The sequence below is a fragment of the Streptomyces griseorubiginosus genome (assembly GCF_036345115.1).
GTDB classification, from domain to species: Bacteria; Actinomycetota; Actinomycetes; order Streptomycetales; family Streptomycetaceae; genus Streptomyces; species Streptomyces griseorubiginosus_C.
Genome location: NZ_CP107766.1, coordinates 9484466 through 9499327 on the forward strand (window position 1 = coordinate 9484466; position 14862 = coordinate 9499327).

Here is a 14862-nt window from a genome sequence, read left to right on the forward strand (position 1 = left end):
GAAACTTTTGAGGCACTACAGCCTCAAGTGGGTCGGAGTGTGACACGCTCCGACAGCCTTGGGGAGAGGGTCACCGCAAAAAATTGCTGGTTCCCAGCTAGTGAGGCCGCAGACGTGCGGCACGCGGTCTCGTCGACCGGCTCGACTGTTGCTCATGGCCGTCGACCGTAACTACACTCCTTCTAAAGTTTCTGCCGGAGGAGAGATGATGGACGAAACATCGGAGCCGGCCACTGCCCGATGCCCGGGGCCCAGCGTCCAGGACTACCTCGACCAGGACAGCCGCCCGGTGCCCGCCGCCCTGCGGTACGAGCACAACGACCACCTCGGCAGCGAGGACATCGACACCGCCCGCTTCACGTCCCGCGACTGGGCCGAACGCGAGATGCGGCAGGTCTGGCGGCGCGTCTGGCAGTTCGCCTGCCTGGAGAGCGAGATCCCCGAGGTCGGCGACCACGAGGTCTACGAGATCGGCGACGACTCCCTGATCGTCGTGCGCACCGCCCCCCAGGAGATCCGCGCCTTCGTCAACGTCTGCCTGCACCGCGGACGCAAACTGCGCACCGGCGGCGGCAACGTCAGCGAGTTCCGCTGCTCCTTCCACGGCTTCGCCTGGAACCTCGACGGCACCATGCAGACCCCGCCCTGCGCCTGGGACTTCCCGCACGTCACCCCCGAGAAGTTCGCCCTTCCCGAAGCCCAGGTGGCCACCTGGCGCGGCTTCGTCTTCATCAACATGGACCCGTACGCCGAATCCTTCGACAGCTACCGCGGCACCTTCGACGACTACTACATCTGGCCGCTGGAGAACCGCTACAAGTCGCTGCACATCGCCAAGGTGCTGCCCTGCAACTGGAAGGTCGCCCAGGACGCGTTCATCGAGTCCTTCCACGTGATCGCCACCCACCCGCAGATGCTGCCGTGGCTCGCCGACGCCAACTCGCAGTACGACGTCATGGCGGACCAGCCGAACTGGAACCGGATGATCAACATCCAGGGCGCTCCCAGCCCGCACGTGGCCGACTCCGTGACGGAGGAGGACGTCCTGGAGACCTTCTACGACTCCCGCGCCTTCTACGCCGCCGCGCAGGGCCGTGACCTCGTCATGCAGGAGGGCGACGAACTGCCGCCGATCCCGCCCGGCGGCACCGCCCGCCAGGTCCTCGCCGAGCGCATGCGCGCGCAGCTGGCGGCCACCTCGGCGCAGGACTTCTCGCAGACCCCGGACACCGAGCTGCTGGACGCCATCAACTACCTGCTGTTCCCCAACTTCAACCCCTGGGGCGGCGCCAAGTCCAACATCATCTACCGGTTCCGGCCCAACGGCCTCGACCCGGACTCGTGCACCGCCGAGATCATCTTCATGTCGTCCCCGAAGGAGCCCGGCGAGGTGCCGCCCCCCGCGAAGATCCGCTGGGTGCCCGAGGACATGCTGTTCGCCGACATCCCCGAACTGGGCGTGCTGGGGCCCGTCTTCGACCAGGACTGCGAGAACCTCCCCTACGTCCAGCAGGGCCTGAAGGCGATGCGCAAGCCCGGGATCACCCTGGCCAACTACCAGGAGAGCCGCATCCGCCACTTCAACCGGACCCTCGACCAGTGGATGGACAAGTGACCCACCGGGTGGTGGTCAGACCCTTGGGCGTCGAGCTCGAAGTCCTCGACGGCGAGGACCTGTTCACCGCCGCCCAGCGCCTCGGCTACCGCTGGCCCACCCTGTGCGGAGGCAAGGGCACCTGCCGTACCTGCTTCGTCCAGGTCGACGAGGGCGCCGAGAACTGTTCCCCCGTGGGCCCGCTGGAACGCGAGGGCATCGAGTCCCTGCGCAGACCGGTGGACGGCCTGACCCGGCTCGCCTGCCGGCTCCGGGTCCAGGGCCCGGTGACCGTGACCAAGCGCGGCGTCCGCCGCCGAGTGCAGGAGTGAGGCCCCCATGTCCAAGCAAGTGATCCACCCCCTGACCGGGCATGTCTACCGGCTCACCGAGGACGGGCTGGTGGAGGTGACCGACCCCGCGACCGGCACGCAAGGGCTCTTCGACTTCCAGGCCCGCTGGCAGTCGGGCGAACTGCGCCACGCCGACCTCCAGATGGCCGGCTGGGTCGGCCGCCTCGCCCAGCGCCGTACGCCCCCGCAGCCGGAGCGGTGACCCCGTGACGCCCCGCACCACCCGGGCGGTCTGTCTGGTGCGCCGCCCCGACGGAGAACCGCTCCCTGCGGACTTCGCCGTCGAGGACCGCCCCCTGCCGTCCCTGGGAGAGGGCCAAGTGCTCGTCAGGAACCTCTACATGAGCGTCGACCCGTCCATGCGCGGGCGCCTGGAGAGCACCGAGAAGCACTACACGCACAACTTCACCCCGGGCTCGCCCCTCGACGGGCGCGCCCTCGGCGTGGTGGAGGAGAGCCGCTGCGCCTCGGTGCCGCCGGGCACGTACGTACGCCATCAACTCGGCTGGCGGGAGCGGGCCGTGCTGGACGCGGCCGACACCGACGGTGCCGGCCGCATCGACCCCCGGCTCGCCCCGCTGCCCACCTGGCTGGGCCTGCTCGGCCAGACCGGGTTCACCGCTTACGTGGGCCTGACGCGTATCGCGGCGCTGCGTCCCGGCGACACCGTGTTCGTGTCGGCGGCGGCCGGGGCCGTCGGCACCGCCGCGGGACAGTTCGCGCGCCTGCTGGGCGCGGACCGCGTCGTCGGGACCGCCGGCGGTCCCGACAAGTGCGCCCTGCTGGTGAAGGAGTTCGGCTACGACGCCGCCGCCGACTACCGCGCCGAGCCGGTCCGTGAGGCACTGGCCCGGATCGCGCCCGACGGCATCGACGTCTACTTCGACAACGTCGGCGGTGAGCAACTCGCCGCCGCGCTGCACGCGTTGCGCACCGGTGGCCGGGTGGCGCTGTGCGGCATGATGTCGCAGTTCGGCGGCGACCGGCGGACCGTGGACATCAACCATCTGATCCAGGCCGTCCTCAAGCGGCTGACCCTGTGCGGCTTCATCGTCCGCGACCACGACGACCTGCGGCCGGAGTTCGAGCAACGGGTCGCGGGCTGGCTCGCCGAGGGCCGGATCACCGCCCGTGAGACGGTCGTGGACGGTCTGGAGAACGCCGCGGGGGCGCTGTTGTCGCTGCTCGGTGGCGGCAATGTCGGCAAGATGCTGGTGCGGCTGGGCGACTGACACCGAAACGGCGGCGACTTGAACCGCAATGGCGCCCCCCGATCGGAGGGGGCGCCGTTTCAGCGCATGGGCCGGGACTCCGCGACCGTGTGGACGTCCAACGAGACGCCGACCCGGGTCAGCCCGGCCGAAGCCGCCCTGAACTCCTTCATGTGCGCGGCCTCGAAGTGCTCGTCCAGGGCCTGCTGCGAGACCCACCGCTCATAGACCCGGATGCGCCGCTCGTCATCCGGGTCCGCCGTCATGGCGTAGTCGAGACAGCCCGGCTCCTCCTCGCGGGTCCGGTGTCCCAGTGCAACGAGATGCCCCAGCATCGTGTCGCGGTCGCCGGGCTCGTAGTCCATCCAGCCGGCGACGATGATTGCCTCAGCCATGCGTCACACGCTCCTTTCGCGGTCATGACCGCGGGCCCGCCGCTGATGGGGAGTCAGCGACGGGCCCGCGGCGTACTCAACTGCCGAGCGCCACCGGGACACTGTCGACGGTGACCGTGCCCCGCTCACCGTCGACCGTGATCACCATGCCGTCCCGCAGCCGCCGTGTCCCGCCCTCGACGGAGATGACCGCCGGGATGCCCAGTTCGCGGCAGACCACCACGGCGTGGCTGTTGAGCGCGCCCACGTCCACCACGGCCGCCCCGGCGACCAGGAACAGCGGTGTCCACGCCGCGTCGGTGATCGGCGCGACCAGCACCTCGCCCGGCTCCAGCGCCTCGCAGGAGGCCGGGTCGGTGACCACCCGCACGGTGCCGGTGTAGGTGCCGTGGCTGCCGCCGACCCCGCTGAGCACATCGCCCTCGACGGCGGCCGGGGTGCGCTCCTCGGCGCGTCGCGGCCAGCCGTCGATCTCGGTCTGCGCGTCGGCGGCGACGAAGAACGGCGGCTCCAGTTCGTACAGGCCCGCGTACTCCTCGAGCCGTCGCGCGATCACCGGGCCGAAGGACTCCGGGGCCGCGACATAGTCGTCGAGCTCGGTGTCCAGCAGCATCATCACGTCCTCGGGGCGGGCGAACAGGCCCGCCTCGACGCCGCGCCGGCCGAGTTCCCGTACCGCCATGCGGATCTCGTTGACGACGGTGACGCAGTTCGCCTTGGTGCGCTCGCGGGCCGGGATCCACACCTGGGAGGCGTGCATACCGGCGTCGAACAGAGGCTGCGTCTCCTCGGGCAGCAGGGCCCTGACCTCCCGTGCCGTCCGCTCGCGCCCCTCGGTGAGGCGCTCGCGGCGGGCGGCGGGGGAGTCTTCGTCGGGGCTGTGCCGGATCCGGTCGACCAGGGCCAGGGCCTGGACCGGGGCCGCCTCCCAGGACAGCGCGTGGATGTCCCACTCGTTGGGGCCGCGGTCGCCGGACTCCGCGAGGAACTCCTCGAAGGAGTCCCGGAAGGCCTTCACGTCACCGGTCGCGGCGTCGAGCGCCTGCTCCACCGCGGCCGGGCCCCGGTCGAACAGCGCGGTCAGCTCCGCCGAGGCCGCCACCTGACGGGACAGCGTCCACAGCCCGGTCGACGGGGACGCGGAGTCGACGTCGCCCAGACCGCCGATCAGGTCGAGCATGGCGCCGGGCCGGTCCACGCCCGCGCACAGCGGGCCCAGGATCGCCGGTCCGACCGACGCGGGCAGCGAGGACTCGACGTGCCGCTGGAAGGTCGTCTCCACCTCGTCCAGCAACGACCGTGCGTGCGCGACCAGTTCGGCGTCGGACAGCTGGGTGAGGTCCGGGCGCGAGCGGCGCAGGGCGCGCAGCCGCTCGCGGTCGGCGTCGGCCTCCGGGAAGGAGGCCTGGCCGAGCATCCGCTGGAGTGTCGCGCCCGCCTTGGCGGTCAGCTCCTCGTCCTGGTCGTCCGGGTGCGCCACGTACACCGGGGTGTCGGAGCGCTGGCCGACGAAGGCCGCGTCGATCTGGTCGGCGGTCTGCCCCATGCGGATGCCGAACAGCCGCATGTGGGAGAGGTTCAGATAGAAGTGGCCGCCGAACATGCCGACGAACGGCGGGCGGGGGCCGGCCACTTCCTCCTCACGGTAGATGCCGAACCCGACGAAGCCGTTGCGCCAGCCCTGCAGGCCCCGTCCCCAGACCAGGGTCCAGCCCAGGGGGCTCGCGGGGTCCGGCAGGGTCTCGCCCGCGTTGGCCCGGGTGTAGTGCGGCAGCCGCTCACTGCGCTGCCAGTCCGTGATCCAGCTCTTCATGACCGAGATCTCCCGCTGTCCGTACCCGCGCCTGCCCCGCCTACCACTGTGCCGTTCCGCCGTCGACGCTGATCAGCGTGCCGGTGATACCCGCCCCGGCCTCGCTCGCCAGCAGCGAGGCGACCGCCGCGATCTGCTCCACGGTGGTGATCTTCTTGGTGGCGGCGTGCTCGGCGAACCGGCCCAGCCACTCCTCGTACGAGATGCCCTCGGCCTCCGCCGCGGCGGGACCCGCGGCCCGCATGAGGTCGGTGTCGACGGCGCCGGGGCAGATGGCGTTGCAGGTGATGCCCTGGGTGCCGTACTCGAAGGCGGTCGCCTTGGTCAGTCCGTGGATGGCGTGCTTGTTGGTGATGTAGTGGCTGATCGCGGGCTTGTTGGCCTGCTTGCCCTCCACCGACGAGATGTTGATGATGCGGCCCCAGCCGCCGTCCAGCATCTTCGGCAGCGCCCGGCGGGTGCCGTAGAAGTAGTTGTTGACGTTCATGTCGAGGGCGGCGTGCCACGCCTCGTCGCTGAGCTGGTGGATCGGGGCGAAGCCGGAGCTGCCGCCGGCGTTGTTGACCCAGATGTCGAGCCGGCCGAAGCGCTCGGCGGCGAAGTCGGCGAGGGCCTCGATGTCCTCCTGGCGGCCCGCGTCGCAGGGGTGGAAGACGGCCCGGTCCCCGGCGTTCATCTCCTCCAGGGCCTGCTTGCCCTTGATCTCGCTGCGGCCGCTGACCACGACCGTGGCGCCGTCGGCCAGGAAGGCCTCGGCGATGGCGCGGCCGATGCTGCGCGTGCTGCCCGTGATCACCGCGACACGTCCGTCGAGGCTGCCCGTAGCCACCATGGTGTTCTCCCGCGATTCTGGTTGGTAGGTCACCTGGTGGCTCTGGCGGCTGCTGAGGCGCCTTGGTCCAGGTGCTGGTGAATGGTGCGGTGGAAGTGCTGGAGTCCGGGCTCGTTGCGTCCGAAGACGAAGTCGGTCCCGGCCAGGGCCTCGAGGCCCTTCTGTACTCCGTAGGTGGTCGCGTAGTCCTCGTCGCGGACCACCTCGTGGAACCACTCGCCGAACCGGTCGGCGGCCTGGCGCTCCTCGTCGGTGACCGCCGGTTCGCGCAGCAGGATGATCTGCTGCGTCACCGACTCGGTCGCCGTACGGGGCAGCACCAGGGAGACCGCGATCTTCTGGCGCCAGCCGCCGGCGATCGCGAGGCCCGGGAAGAGCCAGTAGATGGGCCCGACGCAGTCCCCGGGATCGCGCTGCTCCGGCGGCAGTTCGGCCGCCCGCGCGATGGGGCGCAGGGCCGGTGCGATGCGCTGGTGGGGGCCCCAGGTGTCGTGGGCCATCATGTTCGACAGGTTCGTCTCGAACACCGTCTTCGGGTGCAGCGAGGCGAAGTGGTACGTCTCCAGATACCCGTCGAGGGTGACCTTCCAGTTGGGGCTGGTCAGCTCGCTGGTCGAGTAGTGGTGGCACTCCGCGAGGCGCAGCCCCTCCAGCAGGGGTTGCAGGTCCCCGAGCCAGTCGTCCAGGTCCGGTGCGGCCGCCGGGTCGAGGGACACGAAGACGATCCCCGCGCGCTCCCCGGCCGGGAGCCTGACCAGGCTGCGGCCCTCGCGCGGGACCTCGCCGAAGGTCTTCTCGGCGTACACGCCCCGCAACTCCCCGGCCAGGTCGTACGACCAGGAGTGGTACGGGCAGGTGAGCCGCTTCGACACCCCGCAGCCGGCCTCGAGGAGCCTGGCGCCCCGGTGCCGGCACGCGTTGATCATCGCGTGGACGACGCCCTGCCGGTCACGGGTGATCAGCACCGGGATGCCGAGCACGTCGATCGCCTTGTAGGTGTTCGGGCCGGGAAGCTCGGCGGACATGGCGAGCGGCAGCGGCACGCTGCGGTGCACGGCCTGTGTCTCACGCTGCCAGCGGTCGGCGTCGAGGTAGTTCGCGACGGGTTCCGTCCACTGGCCGTCCGCCTCGTGCGTCGTGTTGGCGCGGTAGTGCGCCAGCACCCGCTCGACGAGTTCGGCCGCCTCCCGGCGCATCGTCACGGCCGCCGCGTCGGTGGACCGGTCCTGGCTGATCCACGACGCGTATTCGGGGGTCGGGGGAGCCGCCGGAACCGGGGCCGGTGACCCGGGCCCGCTGGCTGTTTCCCGGAGCTCCGGCGAACTGGTCTGGACCACGATGTCCTCACAATCCTCCCAGCCGCGAGCCGGTGACCGGCTTCGTGATGCGACAGCTGGGTTGTGTCCGAAACTGCAACAGGACTTAGTGTGGTCTGTCAATAGAAAGTGTCGAAGTTGCCGCTCGGTGTGCCGTGGGGGTGGGTGTGATGGTCATGACCCTGCCGTTCGAGGTCGGCGTGGTGGTGCGCGACCTGGAACTGATGGAGCGCTTCTACGGCGACGTGATCGGCTGTCGCGTCGAGCGCCGCTCGCGCGTCCCGGAGTCGGTGGGAGGCCCGGCCGGGCTCGGCGGCGCGTTGACGGTGGTCTGGCTGCGGGTGCCCTCGGGAGGGTGCGTGAAGTTGATCCTTCCCCGGTCGGCCCCGGTGCCGGGACCTGCGACGCCCTGGTCGGCGGGCCGCGTGGGCCTGTCGTATCTCACCTTCCACGTCGACGACATGGACCCTGTGGTGGCGGCACTGCCGGCCGCCGGTGCCCGGCCCCTGTCGGACCCGTTCGCGGTCCGCGCGGGCGGTCGCCGGATCAGCTTCTGGGCCGATCCGGAGGGCAACGTCGTCGAGTTGGTGGACGGCCGGGGCGGCCGCGCTGAGCCTGGGCATAGTAATTAGAGATGCTCTTCAGTAAGGTGCCCCCAGCCGGTTACTGTAGGCCGGCACAAGTAAGTCCGATTGCTTGGCAACCTCCCTCGGACGAAGGGGCGGACGATGGCTCAACGAGCGTCGACGGCGTCGAAGAAAACCACGCAGGTCAGCACACAGGTCGTCAAGGACCTGCACGAACGCATGGTGCGCATCCGGCTGTTCGAGACCGAGGCGGGAAAGCTCATGGAGGCGGGCAAGCTGCCAGGCTTCCTGCACCTGTATGTCGGCCAGGAAGCCGTCGCCGCCGGCGTCATGGCGGCCCTGCGCGACGACGACCAGATCACCTCCACCCACCGCGGCCACGGACACGCCGTGGCCAAGGGCGTCGGGTTCCGCGCGATGTACGCCGAGCTGTACGGCCGGGCCACCGGAGCCTGCCTCGGCCGCGGCGGCAGCATGCACATCAACGACCTGAGTCGCGGCATGCTCGGCGCCAACGGCATCGTCGGGGCCGGTGTCCCGATCGCCGTGGGCGCCGCCTTCGCCGCCCGCTACAAGGGCGAGGACAGCGTCGCCGTCAGCTTCTTCGGCGACGGCGCCACCAACATCGGCGCCTGGCACGAGGGCGCCAACATGGCCGCGATCCTCGGACTGCCGGTGATCTTCGTCTGCGAGAACAACGGCTACGCCGAGTTCACCCCGCAGTCCGGGCACATGCTCCTCACCGACGTCGCGGACCGGGCCGCCGCCTACGGCATGCCCAGCGTGATCGTCGACGGCATGGACGCGGTCGCCGTCCACCGCGCCGCCACCGAGGCCGTCGCCCGGGCCCGGGCCGGCGCGGGCCCCATGATGATCGAGGCCAAGACCTACCGCTTCTTCGACCACCAGGGCGTCAAGGGCCTCAGGCACCCCTACCGCTCGGACGAGGAGGTCGCCGAGTGGAAGTCGCGCGACCCCATCGACCTGATCGAGGCCCGCGCAGTCGCCGACGGCACCGCGACCCGCGCCGAGCTGGACGACGTGTGGCGGCGCACCCGCGAGGAGATCGCCGATGCCATCGCGTACGCCGAGGCGAGCCCGCTGCCCGACCCCGCCGACCTGCTGCTCAACGTCTACTCGGGATGACCGCCATGACCACGATCTCCGAAGCACCGGCCGTCGCCCCGAACGCCGGGGCCCGCAAGCTGAGTTACGTCAAGGCCTTCAACGAAGGACTCGCCCAGGCCATGCGTGAGGACGAGAACGTCTTCGTCGCCGGCGAGGACGTGGCCGGGTACGGCGGTGTGTTCCGCATGTTCGACAACCTCCTCGACGAGTTCGGCCCCCGCCGCATGATCGACACCCCGATCTCCGAGGCCGCCCTGGTCGGCCTCGGCGTGGGAGCCGCCGCCCGGGGCCTGCGCCCGGTCGTCGACCTGATGTTCATGGACTTCATCGGCGTCTGCCTCGACCAGATCGTCAACCAGGCGGCGAAGATGAAGTACATGTTCGGCGGCGCCCTGTCGGTGCCGCTCACCATCACCACCGCCTCCGGAGCGGGCCTCGGCGCCGCCGCCCAGCACAGCCAGAGCCTGGAGGCGTGGCTCGCCCACGTGCCCGGCCTCAAGGTGGTGATGCCGTGCGACGCGTACACCGCCAAGGGCCTGACCGTCTCGGCCATCCGGGACGACAACCCGGTCGTCGTCATGCTCAACAAGGTCCTGCTCGGCAGCGTCGGCGAGGTGCCCGAGGAGATCTACGGCATCCCCCTGGGCCAGGCGCACACCGCACGCCAGGGCTCCGACGTCACCGTGATCGCGCTGGGCCGCATGGTGGGCGAGGCCCTCGCGGCGGCCGACGAACTCGCCGCCGAGGGCGTGGAGATCGAGGTGATCGACCCGCGCACCGTGCAGCCGCTGGACACGGAGACGATGTTCGCCTCCGTCCGCCGCACCAACCGCGTGCTCGTGGTGCACGAGGCCGTCACCTTCGGCGGGCTCGGCGCGGAGATCGCCGCCCAGATCCAGGACGAGGTCTTCGACTACCTCGACGCGCCGGTCCTGCGCATCGGCGCCCCCTTCTCACCCGTGCCCTTCTCGCCGGTCCTGGAGAAGGCGTACGTGCCCGACCGCGCCCGCATCGCCCAGGGCTGCCGGCGCCTGCTCGAAAGGTCGTGACCGACGTGGCGGTCGAGGTTCTGCTGCCGAAGATCGGCCTGACCATGCAGGAAGGCACGATCGACGAATGGCTGGTGCCCACCGGCGCCCCCGTCGCGGAGGGCGAGGCGCTGCTGCGGCTGGCCACCGACAAGGTCGACGTGGATGTCGAGGCGGAGGCCGGGGGGCTGTTCCATCCGGTGGTCCCGGCGGGAACCACCGTGCCCGCCGGGGCTCTCATCGGGTGGCTGCTGGCGGAGGGCGAGCAGCCACCGGGGGACGCGGGCACGCCCGCCCAGCCCACGGGTGCTCCTACGGTGGCCGTCCCCGGCACCGGCGCGTCTACGGGTCCGCTCGCCGAGGCCGGGGTGGCCGCCGCCCCTTCCGTCAACCGCGTCGGTGACCGCCTGCTGTCCTCCCCGAACGCCCGACGCGTCGCCGCGGCAGCCGACGTCGACCTCGCCGTCGTACGCGGCACCGGGCCCGGCGGCCGGATCGTCTCCGAGGACGTGGAAGAGCACGTGGCGGCGCTCGCCGCATCCCTCCCGCCGAGCGGTACGTCCTCCTCGCCGCTGGTGCGCAAGCTGGCGAAGGAACGGGGCATCGACCTCTCCGAGGTGAACGGCACCGGGCCGGGCGGCCGGATCCGCCGGGCCGATCTGGAGGCAGTCGCCCCGGCAGGCGCCCCGGCACCCGTGGAGTCCGCCCCCGCCCGCTCCGGCGAGGTCATCCCGCTGACCGGCATGCGCGGCACCATCGCCCGCCGGATGCACGCCAGCCTCCAGGAGATGGCCCAGCTGACACACGGCTACGAGGTCCGGATGGACGCCGTGGTGTCGCTGCGGGACCGGCTCAAGGAGGAGTGGGCCGGCAGCGACCTGCCGGTGCCCAGCATCAACGACTTCCTCCTGAAGGCCGCGGCCCTGGCCCTGCGCGCGCACCCGCTGCTCAACGCGACGGTCCGGGACGACGGCATCCACCTGCTCGACGACATCCACCTGGGCTTCGCGGTGGCCGTACCGGGCGGCCTCATGGTTCCCGTGATCGAGGACGCGGCCGCGCTGTCGCTGACCGGGATCGCCGGCCGGGCGAGGACCCTTGCCGAGGCCGCGCGCGCCGGGCGGATCTCCCCGGCGCAGCTGGAGGGGGCGACGTTCACGGTCACCTCGCTCGGCGGCTACGGCGTCGACTTCTTCACTCCCGTGATCAATCCCGGCAATGTCGCGATCCTCGGGGTGGGCAGGCTCAGGGACGGCGTCGAGTGGGCGGACGACAGGCCGTTGCGGACGCGGGTGCTCACCCTGAGCCTCACCTTCGACCACCGCGCCGTCGACGGGGCACCGGCCGCCGAATTCCTGCGCACGCTGGGGGAGTTGCTGAGCAAGCCCCTTCGCCTGCTGGTGTGAGCCGGCCCGGTCGGTCACGCGGTGCGTGGCCGACCCGGGGGGCTAGGTGGCCGGTTCGGCGATCCGCTCCGCGAGCTCGCCGACCTCGCGGACGAACGCGCGGTGCCCCAGCGACCGGTACACGTCGTCCCCCCGGACCTGCGAGATCGCCGAGGTCTCCAGCAGCGCCAGCAGGCCGAGGCCGATCACCGCCGCCTCGGCGTCGGAGACGGACACACGGGCCTTGCGGATCAACCGCACCAGCTCGTCCAGCACCTCCGTACGGCTCTCCTGGCGCAGCGCCTCGGCGTCCTGGCTCATGCCGGCCGACGACACGAAGAACACGGTGGCGGCGGAGCGGTGCTCGCCCATCCAGGCCAGCAGTGTGGTGACCGCCGAGCCGATGTCCGAGCCGGGCTCATGCGCCTCGGTGATCGTCTGCAACTGCTCGCGCAGCGCGGCGGCGAACGCCCGCATGGTCTCCGCCAGGACCTGGTCCTTGGAGGAGAAGTGGTAGTACACCGCCGCCGAGGTCATCTCGGCGCGGGCCGCGATGTCGGCCACCGTCACCTCGTCCGGCGGCTGGGTGGCGAACAGCTCCGTCGCCGCTTCAATCACCCACTGCTTGCGCGAGGGGCGGTGAGCTGCGCGGGTTCCGGATGTCGTCATGCTGTCAAGTATGCCGGTCGGGCGGTGCCCCGGAGGCCAACGCGCAGCAGGAATTATGCCGACGGAGGGTCGGAGTTACTGGATACACTGTCAGTACGGAACGACCCGGAGACCCGGGTTCACGGCGGCGGGCAGGGAGCATGATGGCGGCCACGGCGAAGAACGGCAAGCAGCCCGCCCACCGACCCTCGAGGCGGCAGCACATCATCACCGCCGCCGTGCGGGTGTTCGGCCGCAACGGCTTCGCGGAGACCAGCGTCCAGGACATCGCCGACGAGGCGCAGGTCGTCCCCACCGCCGTCTACTACCACTTCGACGGCAAGGAGGAACTGCTCGAGCTCTCCATGCGCCGGGTCTTCGACCAGCTGAACGCGGTCGTGGAGGCGGCCCGGCCGGAGTCCGAGCCCGGTGACGCGGAGGGTCTGGTGCGCGTCATCGACGCCGTGTGGGAGTGGGTGGAGAAGAACCCGGACGAGGCCCGGCTCTACCAGGTGCAGGTCGCCTCGGCCAACGGCAACGTCAAGGTGCTCCGGGACGAGTTCGAGCAGCGGCACATCCAGCGCGGCTACGACTACCTGCCCGAGGGCACCACCCGCAGCCCCCGCGCCGCCAAGGCCCGGCACGCGGCACAGGCCCTCGCCGTCCGCACCCTCATCAGCACGACCATGCTCGTCACCGCGCTGCGGGCGGAGGGCGGACCGCTGTCCCAGCTGCCCTCCCGGTCCGTGCTGGAGGCGGTCCGGTCCCTGGCGCTGCGCATCGTCGCCGCCGAGCAGAAGGCGGACTAACCGCAGAGGCAGGCGCAGTACGCCACTGCCCCGGGGCCGTTCACCAGGGCAGTGGCCCGCGGTCGCCGAACAGCCCGCCCGTCGTCCCGCCCCCTTCGGGAAGGGTCGGTGAACAGCGCCGGGGTTTCCCTGGCACGTCACCGTTCCGCAAGGCTGCCCCCTCTCACACCGTCAGCACCGAGCACGCGCTGATCCCGGGCGCCCCGTACACATGGGTGAAGCCCACCCGGGGGGCGCCTGGCACCTGCAGACCGGGCGCGCGGCCCTGCAACTGTCGTACGACCTCGTGGAACTGGCGCAGCCCGGAGGCGCCCACGGGCTCACCGCCGGCCAGACAGCCGCCGTCGGTGTTGACCGGTGTCCGGCCCGTGGGATCGGTGGCACCGCCGGCCAGCAGCTCCTCCTGTTCGCCGTGGCCGCACAGCCCGGTCTCGGCCAGGTGGATCAGCTCCGAGCCGCTGTCGGTGTCCTGGAGCTGGGCCACCTGGACGTCCGCGGGCCGCACCCCCGCCGTACGGAAGGCCGCCTCCGCGGCGTCGACGCTGGGGCTGCGGTGCGGGCCCGGCGGCAGCCACGGGGAGAACACCTCGAACGACCCGGAGCGGCGGGTACGGAAGGCCAGCGACGCCAGCCTGACGGGGCGTTCGCACAGGTCGAAGGCGCGGTCGCCGAGCGCGAGGACCAGCGCGGCCGCGCCCTGCCCGGGCGAGCAGAACATGTACTGGGTGAGCGGCGGGCTGACCTCGGCCGAGTCCAGGATCTCCTGCTCCGTCAGCGGCTTGCGCCGCCAGGCCAGGGGATGGTGCGAGCCGTTGCGGAAGGCCCGCGCGGCGACCATCGCCAGCGCCCGGTCCGAGATCCCGTGCTCGTGCAGGTACCGCCGCGTCTTCAGCGCGAAGAACTGGGTGGTGAGCATCATGCCGGTCTCGGCGTACCAGTCGCCCAGGCCGTAACGGGCGGCGGAGACGTGGAACGCGCCGCGCTCGTGCTTGTCGAAGCCCACCGCCAGTCCGAGGGAGGCCTCGCCCGCGCGCAGCGCGTCGGCCACCGTCAGCACGGTGGAGGCGCCGGTCGCGCAGCCGTTCTGCACGTTGACGAACGGCACTCCGGTCAGGCCCAGCCTGCCCACCAGCGTGTCGGGCTTGCCGGACACGTCGGAGCCGCCGGCCGCGAAGCCGATGGCGTCCCAGGTGACACCGGCGTCGGCGAGCGCCTCGCGCACCGCGCGCTCGGCCATGTCCATTCCGCTGACGCTCTCGTCGCGGCCGAACGGCGTCATCCCGCACCCGACCACGTACACGTCGTCGCGCCGGCTCATCGCTCGTCGTCCCGTTCCGGGCGGAACGCGAAGGTCATGACCTCGGTCCCGTCCTCGTCCTGGTACGCGGTCACCGTGGTGAGCCGGACCGGCAGACCGATCCGGATCTCCTCGCGGTGCACCGCCAGACGCGCCTCGACCAGCACCTCGCCGAGGTCCACATAGCCCAGGTGGTACGGCTGGTGCCCGCCGGCCGGCGGCCGGTAGGGCGGTTTGGGAGGGAACGCCTGGAGCGTCCACGACCACACCCGTCCGCTCACCGGCAGTACGTGCGCGGACATCGCCCCGTGCGAGCACCGGGGGCACGAGTCCTGCCGGGGGAAGACGACCGTGGTGCACCCGGAGCAGCGGGCGCCCATGAGACGCCGAGGGGCCCCGTCGTCGTACTCCTGGTTCTTCCGGCTCTCGAACAACGACTCGTCGATGAGTCTGGTGGTCATGCCGT

The 14862-nt window shown here is 71.3% G+C and carries 16 protein-coding genes; 9 read left to right on the forward strand and 7 right to left on the reverse strand.

From position 1 onward, the window contains the following. The first annotated feature begins 208 nt into the window (after positions 1 to 208). From OHN19_RS42690 to OHN19_RS42705, 4 genes are read left to right on the forward strand one after another with little or no spacing between them, the layout of a single operon-like run. Positions 209 to 1615, forward strand: a complete 1407-nt coding sequence (locus OHN19_RS42690; protein ID WP_330269390.1) for an aromatic ring-hydroxylating dioxygenase subunit alpha — start codon at positions 209 to 211, stop codon at positions 1613 to 1615. Further along, positions 1600 to 1926 (forward strand): 2Fe-2S iron-sulfur cluster binding domain-containing protein, encoded by a 327-nt coding sequence (locus tag OHN19_RS42695; protein WP_330269391.1) that lies wholly within the window; start codon positions 1600 to 1602, stop codon positions 1924 to 1926. The genes OHN19_RS42690 and OHN19_RS42695 overlap by 16 nt, the downstream gene beginning before the upstream one ends. Before the next feature lie 7 nt (positions 1927 to 1933). Then, a complete protein-coding gene (locus OHN19_RS42700) occupies positions 1934 to 2149 on the forward strand; it encodes a transposase (protein ID WP_330269392.1) in 216 nt (71 codons plus the stop codon). A gap of 4 nt (positions 2150 to 2153) precedes the next feature. Next, positions 2154 to 3179, forward strand: a complete 1026-nt coding sequence (locus tag OHN19_RS42705) for an NADP-dependent oxidoreductase (protein WP_330269393.1) — start codon at positions 2154 to 2156, stop codon at positions 3177 to 3179. Positions 3180 to 3238: 59 nt separating this feature from the next. Here the strand turns inward: OHN19_RS42705 and OHN19_RS42710 are convergent, their stop codons facing one another. The 4 genes from OHN19_RS42710 to OHN19_RS42725 all read right to left on the reverse strand — a co-directional run bounded on the left by OHN19_RS42710 (position 3239) and on the right by OHN19_RS42725 (position 7535). Beyond that, positions 3239 to 3553, reverse strand: coding sequence for a putative quinol monooxygenase (locus OHN19_RS42710; RefSeq protein WP_330269394.1), 315 nt, complete (start codon positions 3551 to 3553; stop codon positions 3239 to 3241). 76 nt (positions 3554 to 3629) lie between these two features. Further along, positions 3630 to 5366 carry a PEP-utilizing enzyme gene (locus OHN19_RS42715; protein WP_330269395.1) on the reverse strand — a complete coding sequence of 579 codons (1737 nt, stop codon included), beginning with the start codon at positions 5364 to 5366 and terminating at the stop codon, positions 3630 to 3632. A 40-nt stretch (positions 5367 to 5406) separates the two neighbouring features. Further along, the gene (locus tag OHN19_RS42720) at positions 5407 to 6198 is read right to left on the reverse strand and encodes an SDR family NAD(P)-dependent oxidoreductase (protein ID WP_330269396.1); all 792 of its coding nucleotides are present in this window, start codon (positions 6196 to 6198) and stop codon (positions 5407 to 5409) included. A gap of 29 nt (positions 6199 to 6227) precedes the next feature. Then, complete coding sequence (locus OHN19_RS42725) at positions 6228 to 7535, reverse strand: aromatic ring-hydroxylating dioxygenase subunit alpha (protein ID WP_330269397.1); 1308 nt, start codon at positions 7533 to 7535, stop codon at positions 6228 to 6230. Positions 7536 to 7690: 155 nt separating this feature from the next. Here OHN19_RS42725 and OHN19_RS42730 point away from each other — a divergent pair, with 155 nt between their 5' ends. From OHN19_RS42730 to OHN19_RS42745, 4 genes are all read left to right on the forward strand, one after another. Continuing rightward, positions 7691 to 8146, forward strand: a complete 456-nt coding sequence (locus tag OHN19_RS42730; RefSeq protein ID WP_330269398.1) for a VOC family protein — start codon at positions 7691 to 7693, stop codon at positions 8144 to 8146. 96 nt (positions 8147 to 8242) lie between these two features. Further along, on the forward strand, positions 8243 to 9247 hold the full coding sequence (locus tag OHN19_RS42735; RefSeq protein WP_330269399.1) for a thiamine pyrophosphate-dependent dehydrogenase E1 component subunit alpha: 1005 nt from the start codon (positions 8243 to 8245) through the stop codon (positions 9245 to 9247). 5 nt (positions 9248 to 9252) lie between these two features. Further along, a complete protein-coding gene (locus OHN19_RS42740) occupies positions 9253 to 10278 on the forward strand; it encodes an alpha-ketoacid dehydrogenase subunit beta (protein WP_330269400.1) in 1026 nt (341 codons plus the stop codon). 5 nt (positions 10279 to 10283) lie between these two features. Further along, positions 10284 to 11663 carry a dihydrolipoamide acetyltransferase family protein gene (locus tag OHN19_RS42745; RefSeq protein ID WP_330269401.1) on the forward strand — a complete coding sequence of 460 codons (1380 nt, stop codon included), beginning with the start codon at positions 10284 to 10286 and terminating at the stop codon, positions 11661 to 11663. A 42-nt stretch (positions 11664 to 11705) separates the two neighbouring features. Here the strand turns inward: OHN19_RS42745 and OHN19_RS42750 are convergent, their stop codons facing one another. Then, positions 11706 to 12311, reverse strand: a complete 606-nt coding sequence (locus OHN19_RS42750) for a helix-turn-helix domain-containing protein (protein ID WP_330269402.1) — start codon at positions 12309 to 12311, stop codon at positions 11706 to 11708. A 140-nt stretch (positions 12312 to 12451) separates the two neighbouring features. Between OHN19_RS42750 and OHN19_RS42755 the strand changes: the two genes are divergently transcribed. Beyond that, a complete protein-coding gene (locus tag OHN19_RS42755; protein ID WP_330294139.1) occupies positions 12452 to 13099 on the forward strand; it encodes a TetR/AcrR family transcriptional regulator in 648 nt (215 codons plus the stop codon). A gap of 163 nt (positions 13100 to 13262) precedes the next feature. On the opposite strand, the gene OHN19_RS42760 is transcribed toward OHN19_RS42755, so the two are convergent. Both OHN19_RS42760 and OHN19_RS42765 read right to left on the reverse strand, forming a co-directional pair. Then, complete coding sequence (locus OHN19_RS42760) at positions 13263 to 14417, reverse strand: thiolase family protein (RefSeq protein WP_330269404.1); 1155 nt, start codon at positions 14415 to 14417, stop codon at positions 13263 to 13265. Continuing rightward, positions 14414 to 14857 carry a Zn-ribbon domain-containing OB-fold protein gene (locus OHN19_RS42765; protein WP_330269405.1) on the reverse strand — a complete coding sequence of 148 codons (444 nt, stop codon included), beginning with the start codon at positions 14855 to 14857 and terminating at the stop codon, positions 14414 to 14416. Before OHN19_RS42765 ends, OHN19_RS42760 begins: the two co-directional genes overlap by 4 nt. Between the last annotated feature and the right edge of the window lie 5 nt (positions 14858 to 14862).